Raw genomic sequence first — 16,504 nt, forward strand, 5'->3', positions numbered from 1 at the left:
TGCTGGTGAAGAAAACCAAGGCTATCAAATATGGCAATCCGATGGATCCGAACAACGACATGGGCACCGTGATCGACGAACGTGCGGCGATCGAGTTCGAAGCCAAGGTGAAGGATGCCGAACGCCACGGCGCCAGACTGTTATACGGCAATATCCGCAACGGTGCGGTCTACTCGCCAACCGTACTGGACCACGTGCCAGCCGACTGCAAGCTGGTTGCCGAAGAAACGTTCGGTCCGGTATCGCCGGTCATTCGTTGCACCGATATTGCCGACGCCATCCGCATCTCCAATTCGACACCGTACGGCTTGTCGTCGTCGGTCTGCACCAACCGCATGGACTACATCACCCGTTTCGTCCGTGAGCTGGAAGTGGGCAGCGTCAACGTCCGGGAAGTACCCGGCTATCGCCTGGAGCTGACACCGTTCGGCGGCATCAAGGACTCTGGCCTGGGCTACAAGGAAGGTGTGCTGGAAGCGATGAAAAGCTTCTCCAACACCAAAACGTATTCGCTGCCCTGGAACTAAACAGATGGTGTGGCGGCTTGCTTGAAACGCAGGCCGTCACACCATCATGCCACTAACCAAACAACCATCAGACACAAATTAGTCTTGCGGTTGACCAAATCATCCGAGGATGCCCTCTCTCAGTTGATTAGGGCGTACTGTTTTACGTGATGTTGATCCAGATAGTTTTCACCTCCGTATATTTATCGAAAGCGTGCAAAGATTTATCGCGCCCGTTACCTGATTGTTTATAGCCGCCGGTTTTGGCGCGCACTTGCCGCGCAGCTCGGTCCAGACCCGTTTCAGATTGGACTGTCCGGCGTATTGCATGATCTGCTTGCCGATCCGCGTGGAACCGGTAACAATGGCATTAAAAAATCAAAGCGACATCATCTTGTCGACGATCATCTGCTCTAATAAATTGGACACCAGGGCAATGCTGCGCGCGCGCATCCTGACTATCCCGAAGTGCACATTCATCGCTGGCAAATCCTCTACATGCAAGGCAACTAATTGGCCGTGCTCCAATTCTTCGCGCAATACAAAATTTGTAGAAAAAAGGCAGGCATTGCTGCTTTGGGTTATACGTTTAAGAATAGTGACATCGTCACAGATTAACTTCACGTACTCCTGCGCATTCAACCCCAATTTATTCCAAGCCCGCTCTTCCAGCATCGTCGGTATGCTTGGCAACGCCAGGTGATACTGTAATAGCGCACTCACTGTAGTGGTGGCGCCTGCGCATAAAGGATGATCGGGGCGCACGAAGAATCCTGCATCCTCTTTGTCTAACCAACGCGTCGTAAAATCTGCCTGTTGCCGCAAGCCGCGCACATCTGCCAAAAAAAAATCAATCTGTTCTGCTTGCAACTGCCGCAATAGCTGATCGGCGCCGGCCACATAGGTACGCACACTTATCTTTGGGTGCGCTTCCATAAACTGAGTCAAGAGCGATGGCAGCAAGATCCCTGACGGAAAAGAGCTCAGCCCAAACGAAATCTCGCCGTACTCCCCTCCTTTCAGCAAATCCACATCACGCATGAACGCGCGCGTATCAGATAGCAAATTCTGGGCGTGACGCGCCACTACCCGGCCGGCGCTGGTCAACAGAACAGCCTTCGGCGTTCGCTCAAACAACACCAGATCCAGCTCTTTTTCGAGTGCCTGGATACTGCGCGAAAACGCCGATTGGGATAGATGAGAACGTTCGGCAGCTCGGGCAAAACTACCTTCTGCGGCCAGGGCCAGCATATGTCGTAATTTTTTGGGTTCCATGTCTCTATTTTTTTTAGTTTTGATCCTGATGCAAACAATGCATGACATGGGCTTGAAGAATGCATTGGATATTGCTGGAAATCAAGGCTTTAATAACACCAAAGTAAAAAAACAATGGCACAAGCAGTGCTCTCGTTAAAAAAAAGGAGATTCTTGATGATTCGATTTCAGTTCCGTTCGCGCGTCATAGCAGCGGCTATCGCCACCGCCCTGGCGGCCTGCAGTGACGGCGGGCTCAGTGACAGCACCATCGCGCCACCGCCCGATAGCGCGAGCAGCACAGTCAAAGTCACTGCCGCTCAAATGAATGACAGCGATATGAGCAACATCCTTTATCAAGTCAAACCTGGCAGCACTATCATTCTGCCTGCGGGGAAATTCAAATTTGATGGCCCGCTGACCATGAATACCGACGGCATCACAATTACCGGTCAAGGCAATGGCAGCGATCCTTCCAAAGACACCATATTGTCGTTTGCCGGAGCTTCTTCAAAAAATGGCTTTCAGGCCTTTAACGTGGCCGGCATCACGCTTAAAAACTTTGCTGTGGAAGACGCGGTCGGCAATGGCGTGTTTGTTTCAGCGTCATCGAACGTGACGATGGATGGCTTGCGTGCGGAATGGACCAACGATCCGGTTCAAACTTCGCAAATGGCCTATGGTCTATATCCGGTCAATTGCAAAGGTGTGATCGTCAAAAATAGCAAGATCGTCGGAACCCGCGATGCAGGCGTATATGTAGGGCAGTCCGAGAATATTCGCGTGCAAAATAACGAAGCCTATCTGAACGTGGCCGGCGTCGAAATCGAGAACTCCGACAATGCCATCGTCGAAAACAATAACGTCCATGACAATACCGGCGGCATCCTGGTATTTTCCTTGCCCGGCACCTCATATGTCATCAAAAAAGGGGCGAATACAAAGGTACGAAACAACCATATTCATAGCAACAATACGCCGGTCGCAGAGAATGCCACCGGCTACGTAACCGCAGTACCGCCAGGGACAGCGGTGATGGTCCTAGCTGCCGACAATACAGAAATCCTTAACAACATCATCGATGATCACAAAACTACCAGCATTCTGGCCGTCAGCTTCCAGGCGACCGGCATTGCCTATAACGACCCGAAGTACGAACCTTATGTGCATAGCGTGTACGCACACGACAACACGATTTCCAAATCAGGCTATGCGCCAGGTGGCGCTTTTGCCGATCCAAAACAGCTCAAACCCATAGTGGATGGTTTGTTTGCGCAACTGAAATCATTTTCTCAACCTGAACAGCTGGCGTACGCCATCTGGGATGGCATCGTCGACACCGACCCTGCCATGGGCAGTGGTACTGCGAGCGATGGCAGCGGCGGCGTACTCAAGCCCGGGTTCGCGATCTGCGTCAAGGGCAACACCCTTGACACACCATTTTTTGATGGCTTGCTGTCTTATGAAAGCATGGATTTGAATCTTTTGGGATTGTTATCCGGAAGCGCATCAGCGCCAAACTTTCCGTTCCCTGCTCGCATGAATTGCACTCTCAGTTTGCCTGCAATTCCCGACATGCCAGTTTTTTGAATCTGCACGCCAAGGCAAGAAACCACTTTGGCATGGATCAAACTCAGAAAAATCACCGATAACCCAGGCGATTTTTAAAAAAAACCAAAGCACACATGCACGCAGTACCTGCGTCAGTACGGAGAATATGTATGAAAATCGCACACGCTCTTGCACACCCTCTTCGCCCTTTGATACTTGCGGCCCTCTTGTTAGCCGCATCCGCCGCATTGATTAGTTGCGGCGGTGGCAGCGACGGAAGTGCCTCATCCGCCGCCAGTTCCGATGCGATCAAAGTATTTGACAGATACACCGCCCCCGCCAATCTTTCGTCCTGGAAGTTCCTGCGGTCTGATGGACAAACCCTGAAATTGAATGCCGGCGCAGTACCGTATGATTTGAATTCAAGCCTTTTCTCTGACTACGCCTACAAATTCCGCGCCATCTACGTCCCGCAGGGCAAACAAATTGCCTATAACGCCGACACCTCTTTCGATTTTCCCGTCGGCTCGGTGATCATGAAAACCTTCTACTATCCGAAAGCCGCCTCCAGCGATCCAGCCTTTATCGGCGCCGAACGCAATGGTCATCAGACCATTCAGGGGGAAAGCGTCGATCTCACGAAAAACCGTTTGATCGAAACGCGGGTTTTGGTACGCCAGCCTGACGGCAGTTGGGCTGGCTTGCCATATCTCTGGAATGACGATCAAAAAGACGCGGTACTTAAAACCGGAGGCGCTAACATTCAAGTGGAATTGGTTGCAGCAGACAACACGCGCGAACAATTCAAATATTCCGTGCCCAACGCGCAGGCCTGTCAACAATGCCACGCGACCGGTAATGCCGGTGGCAACACCATCCTGCCGATCGGTCCCAAAGCGCGGAATATGAACAAGTCGTATCAATACGACAGCGGCTTGAAAAATCAGCTGGTCAATTTAGATGACCTCAAACTCCTGGCAGGCTTTCCTGGCCTGGGTAATACGCCAAAAGCGGCGGATTGGAGCGACGCCTCGCAAACCCTGCCCGACCGAGCCCGTGCTTACCTGGATGTCAACTGCGCCCACTGCCACAGCACCACCGGGCAAGCATTACAAAGCGGATTGTTTTTGGGATTTAATGTGGTGAACGATGTTAACGCGTCTGGCCAATGGGGCGTGTGCAAAAAACCCCTGGCCTATGCCGGACCCGGGCAGCCGTACCAATATGACATTCAGCCTGGCAAACCGGATGAATCCATCCTGGCTTACCGTATCAGCCACACCGATACCGAGGCGGTCATGCCCGTCATCGGCCGCCACGTGAATCACACTGAAGGTGACGATGTGATTCGGGCATGGATAACACAGTTGCCGCAAGCAGCGTGTCAGCCGTAGGATCGTGATGCGGGTAGTTGGATCCTGACGCTGGTAGTTATATGAATCAGGATCCAATGCAATCTAAACGACATCTTCATCCGGGAGATCCCGGTAGCTTCAGATCAGGCTAACGGGATTTCAATCGTTCCCTCCAGATATTGAACCGCCGCCCCGGAAACGTAGACGCGATCATTTTCAACACGGCATCTCAGCAATCCGGTACGGCGTGATATTTGCAGTGCTATAAGATTATTTTTCCCCAATCTACTAGCCCAAAACGGGGCAAGGCCGGCGTGTATCGAGCCTGTCACCGGATCTTCCTCCCCGCCATTGGCAGGCCAAAAATAACGCGAAACAAAATCGTGATATTTCCCTGGAGCTGTCACTACCACGTCCAATGAACCAAGTTCAACGAGCTTTCGCAGATCCGGCGCTACGGTCTTTACTTCTTGTTCATTGTCATAAATCGCAAAGTAAGCCTGCGTATTTTTCAAAACCTCTTTCGGTCTGATGGATAGTCCTTCGAGCAGGCTTGCAGGTATCGTTTCCAATTGCTCCGGGCTGCGCTTCGGGAAACTCATTTCTATCAGTCCATCCTGAAGTTTGACGGCAGACAGGGTTCCGACTGCCTTTGTCACAAATTTAATGACAGGCATATTTTTGTTTTTTTCAAATATCAGATACGCACTCGCGAGTGTCGCGTGCCCGCAAAAATCAATTTCCTTGAGTGGCGAAAACCATCGTATTTCGAAGGTATCTTCAGCACTGCGAACAAAGAATACGGTTTCAGAGAGATTATTTTCAATCGCTATCGATTGCATCACGGCGTCCGGCAGCCAACTCTCCAGAGGAACTACTGCAGCAGAATTACCTTTGAATACCTCATCCGTAAAAGCGTCAATTTGATAGATTGGGAGTTTCATTTTGTCCTTTAGTGAAATGGCATTTCAGGTTGATCCATTTTTGCACCTGCTATTGTTCCATGAGTTCCATGACCAATTCCAAAAATAGATCGACCTGCTCCGTCATAACTTTCGAATCGCCGTTTTTCCCAGAACGTCGACGTTAAAGGTCTCAGTTCAACAAAAGGGAGGAAATCGTACGCCAAGTTGCCACTCAACAATATAATGCAACATAGCGGACTCTGACCCGTTTTGTTTTTTTGGACTCAATCATCATGAAACCGATTCATATAATTGCTGTGATAGCTCTTTCGACGCTCACCGCATCCGCCTCGGCGCAGGCAATCTTTCACGCCGACTACGAAGATGGCACCGTGAGCTCTGGATACCCGACGAAAGGCCCGAACCGCGTCGAAGTTCCTGGCATCGAACCGAGTCTCGCTACCGCCCGGGATGCTGCTTACGTGGTGGTCGGCGGCGCCCATAACACTGCTTACGCTGTCGCGAACAAGGTGCTTCTGGATGACCCTGCATATGTGGGCGGCAGCTTTCCTCGCAGCGAATTCGGACTAGGGCGCATCGCGGGCGCCAGTTACCGCGACGGCGACCACGGCGTATACACCTTCAGCATGCTGCTCAAAGATCTCGTGCCCTCCGTGAAAGGAACACGCAAAGCGCCTTCCGAGGATGTGGTCTGGCAGTTCAAGCATCACGGCGGCGGACACGATATCCATCTCGCGCTGCAGGGTACACAACTTAAACTCGGTTGGGGTGGCAATGTCTATAAAATGGTAGTCATCGACAATGTCATGCCATATGTGAACCAGTGGATAGATTTCCGCTTCGATATACTCTGGAAGAGCGACAACGCTGGCGACCTCACCTTCGAAATGAAACTGCCCGGAGAAACCAGATTAGGGCACACCGTCGCTATGGAGGGTCTACAGACTTATGTGACCGCGAGTCCCGACGGCACGCCATGGAGCGGCATCGGTTCTGTCCAGTATGGCGTTTATCGCAATGGGGCAAATTCTGCGGCCGGTGACACGAAGACACTCATCGTCTACCACGATGAAGTCACGGCTACCAACTTCACTGCCAAGCAGTGAGAATTCTAACCAGGGTGTACATGGTTATGCGGCGACAGCATTGATGGGGACGTAAAACCAGCATACATTGCCCGGCAACTCGGCCATGCAAATGCAAAATACTATTTACGTTCTATGCGAAGTGGATTGATGTTGCGAATTGCGGAAGCAGAAAAGCAAAAATGGAAGCCATACTGCGCTTCCATCCATAATTTGCTATCAACAATTTTTCATAAAATAAACTCAGAGTTAATCCAAACGAATTAATCTTAATTTATCCCAGCATCCCCACACATCGAGAATACTGGTAGGCACGATTGGACTCGAACCAACGACCCCTACCATGTCAAGGTAGTGCTCTAACCAGCTGAGCTACGCGCCTAAAGAAGCGAAATTATAATAGCAAATCCCGCTCGTGGCTAGTGTCTTGTGTAGATTTTTTACAAGATTACTTTTGCGGCGGGTTTTCTGCCGTCTCAACGACCGCCTGACGCCATATGCACGCGCCTTTGGCATCCTTATCCAAACCATTAAGCAGCAACTCATGCTCAGCCAGCTCTTCCGCATTCGCGGTACGCACGACAATATCGGCCAAAGGCAGCAATTCCGTCACCGCGCCCTCACCGTCCGCATCGCCATGCCCGGCGCCCGTGTCGATGCTGAAGCTGTTCTGCCCGCGCGTCATCGCCAGGTACACCTCGGCCAGCAACTCCGAGTCGAGCAACGCGCCGTGCAAGGTGCGATGGGCGTTGGAAATACCGTAGCGATCGCACAGTGCATCCAGCGAGTTGCGTTTGCCAGGATACATTTCCTTGGCTTGCACCAAGGTATCGATGACACCGGCGATGTCGCCCGAAAACGTGCCTTTGCCTAGGAATTTGTATTCGGCATCCAGGAATCCCAAATCGAAGGGTGCGTTGTGGATGATGACCTGGGCGCCGCGGGTGTACTCGCGCAACTCGTCGAATATCTCCGCAAACTTTGGTTTGTCGCTGAGGAAGGCGGTGGTCAAGCCGTGCACTGCCAGCGCGCCCTCTTCCGAATCGCGCTCGGGATTGATATAGCGATGAAAATTATTGCCGGTCAGGCGCCGGTTCATCAATTCGACACAGCCGATTTCGATGATGCGGTCGCCGGTGCGCGGGTTGAGGCCGGTGGTCTCGGTATCCAGAACAATTTGTCGCATGGTCACTTAATCTTTAATACAAACATGAAAACATACTCCGCAAAAACCGCCGCCGACAATGCGGCATGCCTTTGCAGCTTATCAATGCGCCTTAATCAATGTGACTTATACAACGGTAGTCACACCGCGATTGGCGAGCTGGTCGGCGCGCTCGTTGCCGACGTGGCCGGCGTGCCCTTTTACCCAGCGCCATTCGATTTTATGCCGGGCCTGTGCAGCATCCAGCGCTTGCCACAGGTCGACATTCTTTACCGGCTCGCGCGCCGCGGTTTTCCAGCCGCGCGCCTTCCAGCCATGGATCCATTCACTGATCCCTTTTTGCACATACTGGCTATCTGTAAACACGATCACTTCGCAGGGCCGGGTCAAGGCGGTCAGCGCTTCGATCACCGCTTTCAGCTCCATCCGGTTGTTGGTGGTATTGCGTTCGCCGCCAAACAATTCCTTTTCCTTGCCATCCGCCACCAATAACGCACCCCAGCCGCCGGTACCGGGATTGCCTTTACAGGCGCCGTCGGCAAATATTTCTACTTTATCCATACTTGGTTGATTCACTTGGTTGATTCACTTTCACTGCTTTGTTATGGGCTGTACGCCGGACTACGCGGCACACCGCTTGTTGAAGGCATGAGTTTACTACGCTACGCCGCCGCTACTCTACTTCTACTCGGCCCCGTTCTGATCCGTCTTGTGTATCTTGTTGGTGGCGGGAACCCCTCGCGCGGCCTTGATCACCTGCTTGCTGAAAGCCGGGCCGATCAGGTGCATGCCTTTGACGCGCTTGATTGCCTGCACTATGTATACCGCGCCAAAATACGGCCACCAGCGATTGCCGGCCTTCTCCATGAAGTTGAAGCGATGCAGCCATTTGCTACTGGTATACGGTGGAGCATAACAGCCGAAGTGACCGCGATTGACTTCCATGTTCAACAGTTTCAGCCAGTCTTTCAAACGTAGCAAACTGATGAACTCGGCGTTTTGCGGCAAGAAATGCACGCCCGACATGCGGCCCGCAGTTTGCCGGATACCCCAGAGGCTGGCCGGATTGAAACCGCAAATGATGACTTGCCCCTCAGGGATCAGCACCCGCTCGACCTCGCGCAGGATCTGGTGCGGCTCGGCCGCGAACTCCAGCACGTGCGGCAGCACCACCAGATCCAGACTTTGCGTGGCAAACGGCAATTCCGCAAAATCATGGGTTATCACCACGCCGGATTGCGCTTCGCCAGCTTCAGGCAGACGGCTATCTGTCAGCCATTTGTGGCGCATCCGGTTCGCTTGCAATGCCTTTATTTGCGGCACGCCGATCTGCATTGCATTGAAGCCGAAGATATCCGCCGTCATCGCATCCAGCCGCGCCTGCTCCCACTCCAGCATGTAACTGCCTGTGGGCGTCTGCAGCCAGGGGCCGAGCGCTATAATGGACTTTTCTGATGACGGATATCCCATGCCTGCCTTATTTGATAAATCACAAAGTAAATCAATGAGTGTATTGGCGGTGCCGGCATTTAACGATAACTATCTCTGGCTGATCCACGATGGCCGTCATGCCGCAGTCGTCGATCCCGGCGATGCCCAGCCGATTCTGGCTGCACTCGATGCCCATGGCCTGGTACTTGTCGCTATTTTACTGACACATCACCACGCTGACCATGTCGGCGGGGTACAAACTTTGCTGCAGCACTTTAACATCCCGGTATTCGGCCCTGCCGGCGAAGCTATCGCCGGCGTCAGCCAGCCGCTCAACGAAGGCGATACTGCGACCATTCCAGAATTAGGATTGACGCTGTCGGTACTGGATGTGCCCGGCCATACCAGCGGCCATATCGCCTACGTGGCGCAAGGCCAGCCTTGGCTGTTTTGCGGCGACACGCTGTTCGCCGGCGGTTGCGGACGGCTGTTTGAAGGCACTCCGGGACAAATGATCAATTCACTGGGGAAGCTAAGCAGCTTGCCGGGCGACACCCAGGTGTATTGCGCGCATGAGTACACCGTCTCTAATCTGCGGTTTGCGCTGGCGGTGGAGCCGGACAATGCCGCGTTGGTAACACGCATGGCAACCGAACAAGCCAAGCGCGAGCGGCAACAAGCCACCGTGCCGTCGACCATAGCGCTCGAGAACGCCACCAATCCCTTCCTGCGTTACCGGCAGCCAACCATTCTTGCCAGCCTGCAAGCCAGCGGCCGCCTCGCCGAAAAACAACGGGAAACCGATCCTGTTGCAGCGTTTGCGGCATTGCGCGAATGGAAAAACAATTACAAATAAATGACAAATAAATCATAAACAATCCGGCAAACATCCCACCAATAAGCCACAAGCTAGGACTGCCGATCATCGTGATTTATTGTTATTGCTGGTTATATAGTTTCCGCATATCGATTTATTAAAACTAATACCTGATAAATCAATCACTTATCGCAGGGTCTTGTCGTTTGTAACAGTGCAATTTTTGCTTGACGGGAGAAAACTGCCTTACGTACACTGCGTCTAATCCATTATTACCGGTTGATGACATCCCGGTCACATAAATTGAACCCATGTATCAGCTAAAACTCAAGAACATCGCTTTTGCCGCACTCGCTTTTTTCGGCACTCCGCTCTTGGCCCAGGCCAACGACATTTCGATCTACACTCCCACTTTCAGCTTAACCGACCCGAACGACCCAAGCGCGGGCATGCTCGGCATGGAGCAGGTCGATATCTGGGCGCGCATACGCAAGGGTTTCGGCATTCCCGATCTGGATAACGCGCAGGTAGTGAGCCAAACCGATTTTTACAGCGCCCGTCCGGAATATTTCGAACGCACCACGGTGCGCGCTTCGCGCTATCTGTATCACGTAGTACAAGAATTGGAAAAACGCGGCATGCCGACCGAACTGGCGTTGCTGCCGTTCATCGAATCGGCGTTCAATCCGCAAGCCTATTCCAGCGCCAAGGCAGCGGGCATGTGGCAATTCGTGCCGGCTACCGGACGCGATTTCAATCTCAAGCAAAACATGTTCAAGGATGAGCGCCGCGACGTCCTGGCCTCCACCGATGCCGCGCTGACTTATCTGCAAAAGCTGTATGGCATGTTTGGCGACTGGCAACTGGCGCTGGCCGCCTATAACTGGGGCGAAGGCTCGGTACAGCGCGCCATCAACAAGAACCAGGCAGCAGGCCTGCCGATCGACTTCAACAGCCTGGCGCCGCTGATGCCGGCGGAAACGCGTAACTACGTTCCCAAGTTGCAAGCCGTCAAGAACATTATTGCCGCGCCCGAGATGTACAACGTCTCGCTGCCTAAGGTGGACAACCAGCCATACTTCGTCACGATCGGCAAAACCCGCGATATCGACGTCAAGGTCGCAGCGCAACTGGCTGAATTGTCGCTGGACGAATTCAAGGCCCTGAACCCGCAGTTCAATCGGCCGGTCATCATCGGCAGCGCCGACACCAAAATTTTGCTGCCTGAAAGCAACGCGGAAAAATTCAAACACAATCTGACCCAGTGGACGCATACACTGTCCTCATGGACTTCGCACACTGTCAGCAGCGCCCGTGAGCGGATTGAAACCATCGCCACCAGATTCGACACGACACCGGCCATCATCCGCGAAGTCAACCATATTCCGCCAAGAATGCTGCTGAAGGCCGGCTCCACCATCCTGGTGCCGAAAACCGAAACCGCCAACAGCGACATCACCGCCGAAGTAGCCGATAACGCCACCATGGCAGTGACGCCGGATGCGCCGGAAACCCGCCGCATTTCCATCAAGGTAGGCAAACGCGACACCCTGGCATCGATTGCATCGCGCTATCACGTCAGCGTAAGCCAGGTGAAGGCGTGGAACGGCCTGCGCCGTGACACCGTCAGCCATGGCCAAAGCCTGCAACTGCAAGTACCAAACCGCATGGTAGCCTCCGCCGGTGGCAAGAAAGCCGGCCACAACGTCCGCTACCATACAGCAACCGCCAGCAACAGCCGCAGCAGCAAAAACAAGGTTGCAGCGAAGAAAAACAGCAAGCCTGTAGCGCTGGCCTCATCCAGGAACTCACGCAGCTGATCTGAGGCTGTAGAAAATAGCCCGTGGCGCAGCAGCGCCAGCGCCATGGGTTGCTGCAAAATCCCCGCCGATATCAAAAATACATTCCCCCGGGAAAACCGCTATAGTTGCCGTCAGCGCGACGAACCCCTACAATCTTGCCCTGTTCGATAAGAACTTCAAGCAGAATATCCGGTGCACAAGCATCACACCACCGCCAGCAATACAAACGGCGCACATCTGGAGTCAATATGGCATTCCTGCAAGGCAAAAAAATTCTGATCACGGGCTTGCTGTCCAACCGTTCGATCGCTTATGGCATCGCTCAAGCTTGCAAGCGCGAAGGCGCCGAGCTGGCGTTTACCTACGTCGGCGAGCGCTTCAAGGAGCGCATCACCAATTTCGCCAAAGAGTTCGACAGCGAATTGATTTTCGATTGCGACGTTGGCAGCGATGAGCAAATCAACGCATTGTTCGCCGACCTCGGTAAATCCTGGGACCAACTGGACGGCCTGGTGCATGCCATCGGCTTTGCGCCAAGCGAAGCGATTGCCGGTGATTTCCTGGACGGCCTGTCGCGCGAAGGCTTCAAGATCGCCCACGACATTTCCGCCTACAGCTTCCCTGCAATGGCCAAGGCCGCGCTGCCAATGCTGCGCCCTAACTCGGCACTGCTGACATTGACTTACCTGGGCTCGGAACGTGTCGTCCCCAACTACAACACGATGGGCCTGGCCAAGGCGTCGCTCGAAGCCAGCGTCCGCTACCTGGCGGGTTCGCTGGGCCCTAAGGGCGTGCGCGTGAACGGCATTTCAGCCGGTCCGATCAAGACTCTGGCCGCCAGCGGCATCAAGGGTTTCGGCAAGATCCTGGGCTTTGTCGCCGAGCACGCGCCATTGCGCCGTAACGTCACGGTAGAGGATGTCGGCAATGCTGCAGCCTTTTTCCTGTCGGACCTGGCCAGCGGCATCACTGGTGAGATCACCTATGTCGACGGCGGCTTCTCACACGTCGTGGGTGGTATCGCCGAATAATCCGGTGATCGGCTCAAAAAAACGCCCGGTATAGCCGGGCGTTTTTTATTGGGAAAATCGAATTAATAGTGCTTATTGATGAACTGTCACCTCAACCCGGCGCGCATCGGCATCGTTGCCGCCCAGAGAGACTTGCGGTTTATCCAAAGTCACACGTGTCTCTTCCACCCCGGCTGCAACCAGCACTGCGCGCACCGCTTTAGCCCGGTCTTTCGACACTTCGGCGTTCACATCCGCGTTGCCGCTGGCATCGTGATAGCCGGAGACGGCAACCGTGGCAGCCTGGTTGCTTTTCAGGTAAGCCACAATCGCCGCGACATCCGTGGCGGCGCTGGCGGGTGCTTCCGATTTGCCTGTTTCAAAGAAAATTTTCACAACCGCTGGCACGGCTGCAGTTGAGGTATCTGCAGAAGCGGCGGCCGGAGCAGCGGCAGCAGCAACTTGCCCTGCTCCGGCAGCTGACGCCGACACGGTGCCCGCTGCCGTATTGCCGCCCTTGCCTGCGGTGATCCCGATATAGCTTGCTAGCAACAATACTGCCACCACCACGGCACCAACGATGGCCCATACAATTCCCAATGCCGCCTTTTGTTCGCTATCGTTATTATCCATATGACCGCTCCTGTTGTTGAATTGCAATTAATCGATTGTATCTGAAGATGCAAAACCCCAAAATGCACCATAAGCAACGGTACAGCCTCAAATCGGGGCCTAATTCACAGCAATCGCATGAATAAGGTGCATCAAATGTAAAAGTATTGTATTATCTTGTGCTGCGTTGCAATAACGAGCGCAGACAGTGGATTTCGGGATACCGATTGATTTTTGATCATATCGATTTTCGCCTACGCTGTAAAAACAATAAGTAGCTGCGCAAGCCTAAGCGTGTCCTGATCTCTGAGGGACATTGCATTGTAAAAGCCCTCCCGCCTTGTGTGTCGATCCTGACACCGTCCCGGCGCAAAGCTTTTGTGCCGAAATTTCTTTGTATTTGTTTCTTAGTCATTTCGTTGGTTGGCGTTGCTTTTTTGCGTTCGCTGCATTCGTCGCATTCATCGTTATCGATTGTTTGTACGATTTTTTGTAGCTCATGACGCTGCACTTTACGAAAGAAAAAAATGACTTTTGAATCACTAGGCCTCCACACGTCCGTTATCAAAGCACTGACCGAAGCTGGCTACACAAAACCAACAAGCGTTCAAGAACAAGCTATCCCTGCCGCTATCGAAGGCCGTGACCTGCTGGTTTCCTCGCAAACCGGCTCCGGCAAGACTGCAGCATTCATGCTGCCGGCACTCCACAAATTCGCTTCGGAGCAACAAGCTGCTCCGGATGCCGCTGGCAAGACCCCTAATCAAGAAATGCAAGCCTCCCGTGCACGCGGCGAGCGTCCACGTTTCAAGCCGGCACAACCAAAGATGCTGGTATTGACACCGACCCGCGAACTGGCCTTGCAAGTGACTACCGCGACCGACAAGTACGGTTCGCACATGAAGCGTATCAAGGCGATCTCGATCCTGGGCGGCATGCCTTATCCAAAGCAAATGCAATTGCTGGCCAAGAATCCTGAGATTCTGGTCGCGACTCCTGGCCGTTTGATCGACCATATGGAATCGGGCAAGATCGATTTCTCGCAACTGCAAATCCTGGTGCTGGACGAAGCTGACCGCATGCTCGACATGGGTTTCATCGACGACATCGAAAAAATCGTTGACGCTACTCCTGAGTCGCGTCAAACCATGTTGTTCTCGGCTACGCTGGATGGCGTTGTCGGTAACATGGCAAAACGTATCACCAAGAACCCGATGATCATCCAGATCGCCGGTTCGGCCACCAAGCACGAAAACATTCAACAGAAGGTTCACTTCGTCGACGATCTGTCGCACAAGAATCGCCTGCTGGATCACCTGCTGCGCGACGTCACCATGGATCAAGCGGTTGTATTTACCGCCACCAAGCGTGACGCCGACACTATCGCCGACCGTCTGAACATCGCCGGTTTCGCTGCTGCTGCTTTGCATGGCGACATGCATCAAGGCGCGCGTAACCGTACCCTGGATAGCCTGCGTCGCGGTCAGGTACGTGTCCTGGTTGCTACCGACGTTGCCGCTCGCGGTATCGACGTGCCAGCCATCACCCACGTATTCAACTACGATCTGCCGAAATTCCCGGAAGACTACGTCCATCGTATCGGTCGTACCGGTCGCGCTGGCCGCAACGGTGTTGCAGTATCGCTGGTGAACCACGCTGAAGGCGTCAACGTCAAGCGTATCGAACGTTTCACCAAGCAATTGATCCCGGTCGATGTGGTTGAGGGTTTCGAACCAAAGCGTACTGCTTCTGCTCCACGCTCGAACCACAAACCAGGCGGCTGGAAACCAGGCGACAACCGCGGCGGCCCGGCTAAACCAGGCGGCCGTACTTTCAGCAAGCCAGGCGCACCACGTAAAGAAGGCGGCGCTGGCGGCGGTTACAAGGGTAATCGTTCGAACGACAGCGGCGCACGTCGCTCGTTTGGCGACCGCTAAGTAACTAGGCGATCTTGATGGTCGCCTCGCAATTCTCGAAATAAATGAAAAGGCCGCTGGAAATTTCCAGCGGCCTTTTTATTGGACGCATCATAAGTAATACGGCGTAATCAATACTTCACGTCGACCACCCCAGCATCACCGCACCCAACGCGATCACCGCGCACGACAGCAATCTGCGTACAGTCAGCGCCTCCCCCAGGAACATGCGGGCAATCAATGCTGCAAACAATACCGAAGTCTCTCGCAAAGCCGAAACCGGCCCCATCGGCGCCAACGTGATCGCCCAAATCACAATGCCGTACGCCAGCAGCGACATCGCACCGCCGCCCAGGGCATTCCAGGTCGCGCGGTCACGTAATCCGATCTGCAGACGGCCGTGCATCGACAGGTAAATCACCAGCAACGGTATGCCATCCAGCAAGAACATCCAGCCGGCATAGGATGCGGCACTACCGGCCAGGCGCGAACCGAGTCCGTCGACGACGGTATAGCCTGCAATGAAAAGGCCGGTGGTAAACGCAGACAACGGCGCATCCCACTGCCGGCTGCCAGCCATGCTGGTCCCCCGCTTGAACTTGATTTGCGCCAGACTGACAATACCGAGCGAAATCAAGGCGACGCCAATCAACGTCAAGGTTCCCAGCTGTTCACCGGCAAAAAACGCCGCACCAAGCGACACCAGCAGCGGCGAAGAACCGCGCGCAATCGGATAAGACTGGCCGAAATCGCCGGCCCGGTAAGCGCGCACTAAAAAGAGGTTGTAGCCGGCATGCAGGGCCACCGACATGAGAATGTACGGCCAGCTGGCCGGCGCCGGCATTGGCGCCCAGATGACTATGGGAACAGCGGCTACGGCTGAACCGATGGTCATCAAGGTGATGGCCCATAAACGATCGCCGCTGCTTTTCAGCATCGCGTTCCAGGAAGCATGCAGCAAGGCTGCGCAAAATACCAAAGCAATCACGCCAGCCGTCATGCGCTAGCTCCGGGAGAACACGTTGAATACCTGATCATATATTTTGAATGACGGCGCCAGAATGATGATGCCAA

Annotated in this window: 15 protein-coding genes, 1 tRNA gene and 1 pseudogene; 8 read left to right on the forward strand and 9 right to left on the reverse strand. The window is 53.8% G+C overall.

Annotated elements, in window-relative coordinates:
• A partial coding sequence (locus tag BM205_RS15775) for an aldehyde dehydrogenase family protein (protein ID WP_139227286.1) occupies positions 1-527 on the forward strand: 527 nt, incomplete at its 5' end.
• A 142-nt stretch (positions 528-669) separates the two neighbouring features.
• Here the strand turns inward: BM205_RS15775 and BM205_RS24775 are convergent.
• Together BM205_RS24775 and BM205_RS15780 are read right to left on the reverse strand one after the other, a co-directional pair.
• Positions 670-765, reverse strand: a pseudogene (locus BM205_RS24775) (hypothetical protein); the annotation flags it as partial.
• A gap of 119 nt (positions 766-884) precedes the next feature.
• On the reverse strand, positions 885-1,781 hold the full coding sequence (locus tag BM205_RS15780) for a LysR family transcriptional regulator (RefSeq protein ID WP_175511283.1): 897 nt from the start codon (positions 1,779-1,781) through the stop codon (positions 885-887).
• A gap of 114 nt (positions 1,782-1,895) precedes the next feature.
• Between BM205_RS15780 and BM205_RS15785 the strand changes: the two genes are divergently transcribed.
• A complete protein-coding gene (locus BM205_RS15785; protein WP_092415836.1) occupies positions 1,896-3,350 on the forward strand; it encodes a parallel beta-helix domain-containing protein in 1,455 nt (484 codons plus the stop codon).
• A gap of 131 nt (positions 3,351-3,481) precedes the next feature.
• Complete coding sequence (locus BM205_RS15790; protein WP_175511284.1) at positions 3,482-4,705, forward strand: SO2930 family diheme c-type cytochrome; 1,224 nt, start codon at positions 3,482-3,484, stop codon at positions 4,703-4,705.
• Positions 4,706-4,809: 104 nt separating this feature from the next.
• Here BM205_RS15790 and BM205_RS15795 read toward each other — a convergent pair whose 3' ends face one another.
• Complete coding sequence (locus BM205_RS15795) at positions 4,810-5,610, reverse strand: PhzF family phenazine biosynthesis protein (protein WP_092415838.1); 801 nt, start codon at positions 5,608-5,610, stop codon at positions 4,810-4,812.
• Between the two features lie 254 nt (positions 5,611-5,864).
• Between BM205_RS15795 and BM205_RS15800 the strand changes: the two genes are divergently transcribed.
• The gene (locus BM205_RS15800) at positions 5,865-6,698 is read left to right on the forward strand and encodes a heparin lyase I family protein (protein ID WP_139227288.1); all 834 of its coding nucleotides are present in this window, start codon (positions 5,865-5,867) and stop codon (positions 6,696-6,698) included.
• Between the two features lie 284 nt (positions 6,699-6,982).
• On the opposite strand, the gene BM205_RS15805 is transcribed toward BM205_RS15800, so the two are convergent.
• From BM205_RS15805 to BM205_RS15820, 4 genes are all read right to left on the reverse strand, one after another.
• Positions 6,983-7,059: transfer RNA gene (locus BM205_RS15805), tRNA-Val, on the reverse strand.
• Positions 7,060-7,125: 66 nt separating this feature from the next.
• Positions 7,126-7,863, reverse strand: coding sequence for a DNA polymerase III subunit epsilon (gene dnaQ, locus BM205_RS15810; RefSeq protein ID WP_092415840.1), 738 nt, complete (start codon positions 7,861-7,863; stop codon positions 7,126-7,128).
• A 105-nt stretch (positions 7,864-7,968) separates the two neighbouring features.
• Complete coding sequence (rnhA, locus tag BM205_RS15815; RefSeq protein WP_062117257.1) at positions 7,969-8,403, reverse strand: ribonuclease HI; 435 nt, start codon at positions 8,401-8,403, stop codon at positions 7,969-7,971.
• Positions 8,404-8,526: 123 nt separating this feature from the next.
• Entirely contained in the window at positions 8,527-9,312 is a 786-nt protein-coding gene (locus BM205_RS15820) for a class I SAM-dependent methyltransferase (RefSeq protein ID WP_092415841.1), read from the reverse strand.
• Between BM205_RS15820 and gloB the strand changes: the two genes are divergently transcribed.
• From gloB to fabI, 3 genes are all read left to right on the forward strand, one after another.
• The gene (gene gloB / locus BM205_RS15825) at positions 9,311-10,129 is read left to right on the forward strand and encodes a hydroxyacylglutathione hydrolase (RefSeq protein WP_092415842.1); all 819 of its coding nucleotides are present in this window, start codon (positions 9,311-9,313) and stop codon (positions 10,127-10,129) included. The two genes, BM205_RS15820 and gloB, sit on opposite strands and share 2 nt — an antisense overlap.
• Positions 10,130-10,401: 272 nt before the next feature.
• Positions 10,402-11,910 carry a transglycosylase SLT domain-containing protein gene (locus BM205_RS15830; RefSeq protein WP_092415843.1) on the forward strand — a complete coding sequence of 503 codons (1,509 nt, stop codon included), beginning with the start codon at positions 10,402-10,404 and terminating at the stop codon, positions 11,908-11,910.
• Positions 11,911-12,140: 230 nt separating this feature from the next.
• Positions 12,141-12,923: an enoyl-ACP reductase FabI gene (gene fabI, locus BM205_RS15835; RefSeq protein ID WP_092415844.1), complete on the forward strand. Its 783-nt coding sequence runs from the start codon at positions 12,141-12,143 to the stop codon at positions 12,921-12,923.
• A gap of 72 nt (positions 12,924-12,995) precedes the next feature.
• On the opposite strand, the gene BM205_RS15840 is transcribed toward fabI, so the two are convergent.
• Positions 12,996-13,535, reverse strand: coding sequence for an OmpA family protein (locus BM205_RS15840; RefSeq protein ID WP_092415845.1), 540 nt, complete (start codon positions 13,533-13,535; stop codon positions 12,996-12,998).
• A 506-nt stretch (positions 13,536-14,041) separates the two neighbouring features.
• Here BM205_RS15840 and BM205_RS15845 point away from each other — a divergent pair.
• The gene (locus BM205_RS15845) at positions 14,042-15,451 is read left to right on the forward strand and encodes a DEAD/DEAH box helicase (RefSeq protein WP_092415846.1); all 1,410 of its coding nucleotides are present in this window, start codon (positions 14,042-14,044) and stop codon (positions 15,449-15,451) included.
• A 118-nt stretch (positions 15,452-15,569) separates the two neighbouring features.
• Here the strand turns inward: BM205_RS15845 and BM205_RS15850 are convergent, their stop codons facing one another.
• Complete coding sequence (locus tag BM205_RS15850; protein WP_092415847.1) at positions 15,570-16,430, reverse strand: DMT family transporter; 861 nt, start codon at positions 16,428-16,430, stop codon at positions 15,570-15,572.
• Between the last annotated feature and the right edge of the window lie 74 nt (positions 16,431-16,504).

This window comes from Collimonas sp. OK307, from assembly GCF_900113705.1.
Classification (GTDB): domain Bacteria; phylum Pseudomonadota; class Gammaproteobacteria; order Burkholderiales; family Burkholderiaceae_D; genus Collimonas.